General features: G+C 44.6%; 4 protein-coding genes. 1 reads left to right on the plus strand and 3 read right to left on the minus strand.

Annotated features, from left to right (window positions below; all coding sequences use genetic code 11):
* Positions 1–98: 98 nt before the first annotated feature.
* Positions 99–1,373 (minus strand): right-handed parallel beta-helix repeat-containing protein, encoded by a 1,275-nt coding sequence (locus B7449_RS11820; protein WP_148431334.1) that lies wholly within the window; start codon positions 1,371–1,373, stop codon positions 99–101.
* A gap of 542 nt (positions 1,374–1,915) precedes the next feature.
* On the opposite strand from B7449_RS11820, the gene B7449_RS11825 reads away from it, so the two are divergent.
* Positions 1,916–2,716 (plus strand): ABC transporter permease, encoded by an 801-nt coding sequence (locus B7449_RS11825; protein ID WP_039732520.1) that lies wholly within the window; start codon positions 1,916–1,918, stop codon positions 2,714–2,716.
* Positions 2,717–3,614: 898 nt separating this feature from the next.
* Here B7449_RS11825 and B7449_RS19805 read toward each other — a convergent pair.
* A complete protein-coding gene (locus B7449_RS19805; RefSeq protein WP_141654720.1) occupies positions 3,615–4,577 on the minus strand; it encodes a hypothetical protein in 963 nt (320 codons plus the stop codon).
* Positions 4,578–4,586: 9 nt separating this feature from the next.
* Complete coding sequence (locus tag B7449_RS11835; RefSeq protein ID WP_158003650.1) at positions 4,587–5,846, minus strand: WavE lipopolysaccharide synthesis family protein; 1,260 nt, start codon at positions 5,844–5,846, stop codon at positions 4,587–4,589.
* Between the last annotated feature and the right edge of the window lie 404 nt (positions 5,847–6,250).

Here is a 6,250-nt window from a genome sequence, read left to right on the forward strand (position 1 = left end):
CTTCTCAGCCGTTTGTTTTGCACCGATGGTTATTTTCAGGATGTTGCAAAGAATCCTGCCTCCAGACATGGTAGCAGAGGTGATCGTGTATGCTCGCCTTACTGAAGATAGAGAGATGATGCAGCATAGCTGTAACCGTTTCTGGTTCCGGCGGTCTCGACATAGGCGGCGCCGTCTTTGTTTTGTATGTCAGTCTTCAGGGTATTGTACAGAATGGCAGAGGACTGGCCCTGTAGGTGAATACCAAAACCACCATTGCCTGTGATGGTCACGGCATTTCCCTCGACCTTTCCAAATGATGTGACATAGATGCCGTCATGCCTGTTTTCCCTGAAGGTACAACTGTCCACATTGGCGTAGCCACCAAGCTGGACCCAGGCACCGATGGCGTAGCCTGTATAGGTAGAGTTGCCCGCAGAGACCGTACCATTTTCACGTACGTCCAGACCATTGCCCACCCGGCCACCCAGACCACCTTTGCCAGTGAACCTGGAGGCCCATCCATGACCACCTGTCCGGGTACAGACCGCGCCGACCAGGGAATATTGCCCAGTGCTGCCGATGACATTTATTTCCCCGCCATCTTCCGCCATATAGTTGCAGCCCAGCGTAGCGCCGGACCATGTCGTGTCCGCCACGTAGGATGCGGAGCACCCCTCGCAGTCAATGACGCCATTATGGCGGGCGAGAAAGTTGACATCTCCCGCATAGGCCGCCGTTACCCCCCCATGGGGTGCTGAGATGAATCCCCCGTCATCGGCCAGCGCGCTGTAATAGAACCGGTTGATGGCAAGGTGCGTACCCAGATTGATACGCGAAGGGCCAAAGGCATAGAAACCGGCACCATAGCTGGCTTTATTCCAGGTGATTCCTGTCTCGGTGGCAGAAATCATGGCACCGACCCCGTTCATGGTAATCCCGTCCACCAGACCGATATTACCGCCATCATGGGCATAGAAGCCGTGGTGATTTGTTCCTTTTATGTTGGTAAAATTGAAGACTACCCTGCTGTTATCGGTCGTGTTTCCAATCAGGGAAACGGAGGCCCCGCTTGGGGCAGCCGATTCAAACGGACGGATGATGTCATATGTGCCATCTGCCACGGAAATGGTGATTTTCTGGGGTCCGAATGTCTGGACGGCCATGGCCGCGTTCCATGCTGTCATCGGATCGGTATAGGTGCAACCAGTGCGGCATACAGTCCAGGCTGTTGGCCGGTTGACAAATCCCGGACGGGAGGGAGCGGTGGCTGATGTTTCATTGATCTTGCGGGTCGTATTGCCAGTGAAGTTTTCTTCGTCGGACTGTGCGTAGGCAGCACTGCCTACGCATAGAACAGTCAGACTATAAAGTAGTGGGAATATCTTGTTCATGATATCTGTTCCACATTCAGCTTGAATTGTAAGACGCTGCAGGGTTGCTTACGAAAAACTGGACAGCAGAACGGGATCTGTCGATCTGTCAACGCACTGGAATTTACCAGATCCGCCCTGTGTGATCATGCAGCAGGGTATGTCATCCTATCATGCATTCATGCATTTAAGTCATTCATGCCCATCAAAGGTTCCACAAGTTTCATAATGAATTATAAGTGGGTTAATGAGATGAGCATGACATCATGTCCCAGCGTCTTCATGAGCACGATGAAAGAGGTGCTTGACGTGTTACCGCTATCTGCATGAGACATATCTCGTTAGGGAAAGTATGGGCAGAAAGAAGGAAGGCCTGAGTTGCGTTCTCACCGTCAGTCTGGCTTTCGGGTGATGAGAAGCATATTGTGTTGTGCCTTCTTCGCTTACCCATAATACGTATTGGAGGGGCAGGAGACTCACCGGATTTTTATTCCCTCGCTTAAGCCGGGCTTTGGGATTATAGACTGTCGACCCACCAATCATGACACGCAATGAGAACATTAATGACCATAAGTGAACAGCTTCGGGAATTAAGAACAGATTTCAAGGTGCAGGCACAGGTCATTTATGCCTTGATCATGCGAGAGATTCACACCCGTTATGGACGGGAAAACCTTGGATTTCTGTGGGTGTTGGGAGAACCCATCCTGTTCTGTGCCGGTGTTGCCATATTATGGACGGCCATACGCCCTTCTCATGAACACGGGCTGCCAATGACGGCTATTGTCGTTACCGGTTATGTTCCGCTGACCATGTGGCGTCACTGTATGGGGCACGCCATCAAAGCATTTGAGTCAAATGGCAGTCTTCTCTTTCACAGACAGGTGACGCCAACCTCTATTATATTGGCTCGAGCTTTCTTAGAAATAATTGGTACCATAATGGCAGGAATTTTGGTTACCTGTGGCGCAATTTTTACCGGATTTATGAAGCCGCCACAATATTATAGCATGTTATACTTGGGTCTTGGGTTTCATATATTTTTTTGCATCTCATTTGCCATGATCTTTGCATCTCTGAGTGAGATGTCTGATCTGATTGAGAAAGCAGTGACCGTCTTCGGTTATCTCGCTCTTCCCTTTACGGGAGCATTCTCAATGGTGGACTGGTTACCGCCTAAATATCGCTGGTACATGATGCTGTCCCCAAGTGTAGAGAATATAGAAATGATCCGCGAAGGGCAGTTCGGTCTGAATGCTCATGCACATTATGATATATTTTATGACTTCTGGATTACGCTTTTACTTTTGATTATAGGTTTTTATCTAACAAAGCGCGTTCGACCTTTTATTCTTGTTCAGTAAGTCAATTAGGGTGTGTTGTTAGTTAATCTCGATGACAGATTTGACGATTTGAACGGCAGCGAAGAAGGTTTATTTCAGCTTATCATAGCGTGTTGCAGGACCTCTAGCACTAGGGCCTGTTAGATCTTGATATAGTCTGCAGTAGCAGCGATGAGGATGACGGAGAAGAAGGATGCGGCGGTCCTCTCGTGTTGGGTTGCGACAGTCCGCCATTCCTTGAGCCTTGCCCATAGAGTTTTGACCAGATGCCGTGACGTGCCCCTCCCTTTTTTGTTACCACTAAAAAAAAGAGTTCCCGGTTTTTATGGTTTGGGGTTGATGGGATGACAAGCGTCTCGGGGACATGCCCCCGAGACGCTTGTCTGGCGATCTGATCCGGTGTCCTGCCATCCAGTTGGGACTGTGGGCACACCGTATTGTAGTCTTCCCGCCAGTCAGCCAGAATGCAGAACCGGCGGCCATGGAGGGGATCGACCAATGGGTCGCGTCTTTGGGCGTCGTGTTCAGCGTGCGCTCGATGACCCGCGCAGCTGATACCGTGCGGGCCTGACCGATGCGATATTCATCGGCCAGGCTTTCGATGCCATCTTCGGCAAACCGTCGTTGCCATTTGCCGGCATTGTGCTCAGCAAGCTGTCGGCGCAGAACAGAACCATCCGGTAGCAATCTGACAACGACTGCGGCGCCTTATGACGTCGAACCCGTCCTTCAAGAAACGTCCGAGTCTGCGAACTCTGCGCCACCTGACCTACCCTGTCATCCCGCCATCGTTATGCTCCCGTCATTGCGACAGGAGCATAATATAATGATGCTTATTTCAGTTCCAGGTGAATAGTATTATTACAAAGAAAGGGCGACTCCATTTGCCGCTAAATTTCGATAATTTATAATAATAATTTCATAAAGACTTATATCCTTTTATTTCAGATCTAGACTTTGTTTTTTCATTTAAAGATGGATGATAGCGATCGATATCACGCAGTTCAGGAGAATCAATTATATTAGATATCAGCTTTGTATCATTTCTATATATTTCATAGACCCAGTCTGCATTAATAACTATATCCAAGAACCTGTTTTTTGTCATTAAATAAAATAACGTTTCAGGAGAAAGCGGTACTTTCCGCTTCATCATATCCTTTACTTCGTCGTACATCCCCTTAAATGTAGAAATCTCTTTTTGTGTCATTATCAAAAACTGATCATTAAAAGTGATCTTTCTGCCCCCAGGTATATATTCACCTGTATACGCATTCTTGTAAAAATATACCGGAGCGTTCCCATCATATGTTTCGCCTCGTTCGCTGATTCCTTGAGCTTTTGGTATATAGATTTTACCATCTTCAGCCTGAGGCAATATTCTATTATAGAAAACTAAATCTGGTCGCATTAATACGCAGGCATCATATGAAAGAGAATTTTCATTTGAGGACTTCAGAAATTCTTCGATCGCCCCAGACATATTATAAAACATGGATAGGACTCTTGCTGGATTGAGCTGAAAGAGCCACTCATCTCTTCCGCTAACAGAGTCTGCTTCCTCTTCAAAAAAAGAAAATTTCAAATCATGAGTTTTATAGTCTTTGATGCAGTCGCTATAAGTTTCAACGAAGTCACCAATTTCAGCTGAGAAAACTGAATCTTTCGCGGACTTTGGATTCTCCATCAGGAAGCCATCTTTATCGAATTTTCCATAATGGCTATTGCTTGGCCTGTCTGTATAAGACGGTCCAAAATAATATACATCACCGTTATTTGGTTTTATAATGTGTTTTTTTATGGTTTTGGACGGTAAAGAATAATTGCGAATCATTCCATAAAAAATGATGGCAACTTTATTATTTTTCAGGTCTTGCATCATTTTTTGTCCTTATTTGTAAGAGATATTATAGACTTTTTTTGCTATTTTATTCTTGGAATCTTCAAAAAAAGCGATCTTATCTTTTTCAAATTTTCTCTTCATTTTTGGAACCAAAATTAATTTATAAATCGGCAAAATAACCCGACCAGGGATAGTCAGATCCTTTGTTTTGTTATTTCCATGATATTCGACTTCTCCACTAAATTCCTCTATTTCCCTTTCAATTTTATCTGCAGTCCCTGAGTTTTTCTGTAATATTTCATTAGACTTTTCAATCTTATCCAGGAATATGTTCCTGTAATCTGCCGGAGACGTTGTATGTAGTTTTTTCCATTGATTATAATGAATGCAAATGTAATCTACCCAGTCAAAGGTAAGGTAATCAGATCGGTCTTGCGTAAGAACCTTGATATAACTTGCATCAGCAATAATAAATTCATTCTCAAGAACTTTTAATGAATCAATAGTTCCCCGTGTGTCATTGTGAAAATCAAGTGTATAGTTATGGTTATTGTTCTTTAGGAAGGAGGTGTATATATGTTGCTCAACGCCTATCCGTGTATTGAAATTCACTTCTCTGAAATTTGATCCTCTTTTGTGCGGATTTACCTTATAATACAGCGTATCTGAATAAGACATCAGAGGGACATCCCATATATTACGGACATCACTCAGTAATCCAAAGTTGAACCAGTCACTGTAGTGATATGGCAGTCTCTCGATACAAAATGGATTTACCGTGAAGAGGTTACATATCATAACCCGTTGCTTTAGAATTGACCTGAACCGTCTGGGCCTATCTACATTTTCCAGATATAGGCTCAGGAAGTTTTTATTTAGAAAAATAACATCGCTTCTGATGCGCAGGACGTATTTACGACTTGCCGCATTCAAGCCAGCTTTTGCTGCATTGATCATGAAGCTTGAGTTGTTTGGTCCATCCGTAGGTTTGATAGGCGGCAAAGGTATGGTAGGTTCAGCCAAGACTACGTTATCACAATTATAATCTATAACGTTAACAGCATTGGATGCAATCACATTTGGTTCATGCCAATGCGATATTTTATATCTTTCTTCTCCTGTTCGTTCATGCTGAGGTATGCGTTCCATTACTTCATTGGTTGATATGGAAAGAATAATTTCTGCTGCAGGGAACAAGTCTCTCCAATGCTGACTATGATTTGCTATTTGTACAATATTTCCGACATGCAATGGCCCTTGCATGATAATTGATAAATTTTCTGATATGGATTTGAAATTGTCGTTCAAGCCCTCATCTCCTTTATATAAGCCGTATCTTATTAGTCTGACGATGATCAGTAAGCCTGATCTTTGCCATAAATTCATTTTGCGAAAACAAACTAATGCATCATTGTCTTTTTTTCCATAGCAACCTTCCCGGTTGACGCAAAAAGCGACCCGGGCAGTTTTTCCTGAATATTCCTGTAGGCATGCGTGACAGTCCGTGAGTGTATTTGTAAGAACCCTTTTGGAAATTTGATGTGACAGGTTTTCAAGAGGGTTTAAGCATGATTCAAACGCAGGATGTGGACGTCAGCACAACAAGGCTGTATGGTCAGCATTACGCGCAGGATGAAACGCTATCCCTTTGATCTGACCGATTGGGACTTGTGCCGGTCAGGAAGTGATTACGCCCCCCTTGCTTCGAAAGC

It is taken from the genome of Komagataeibacter intermedius TF2, assembly GCF_000964425.1.
Classification (GTDB): domain Bacteria; phylum Pseudomonadota; class Alphaproteobacteria; order Acetobacterales; family Acetobacteraceae; genus Komagataeibacter; species Komagataeibacter intermedius.

Coding starts and splice junctions, on each gene's coding strand:
- B7449_RS11820 (WP_148431334.1), bottom strand. CDS start 1,373: ATGAACAAGATATTCCCACTACTTTATAGTCTGACTGTTCTATGCGTA.
- B7449_RS19805 (WP_141654720.1), bottom strand. CDS start 4,577: ATGATGCAAGACCTGAAAAATAATAAAGTTGCCATCATTTTTTATGGA.
- B7449_RS11825 (WP_039732520.1), top strand. CDS start 1,916: ATGACCATAAGTGAACAGCTTCGGGAATTAAGAACAGATTTCAAGGTG.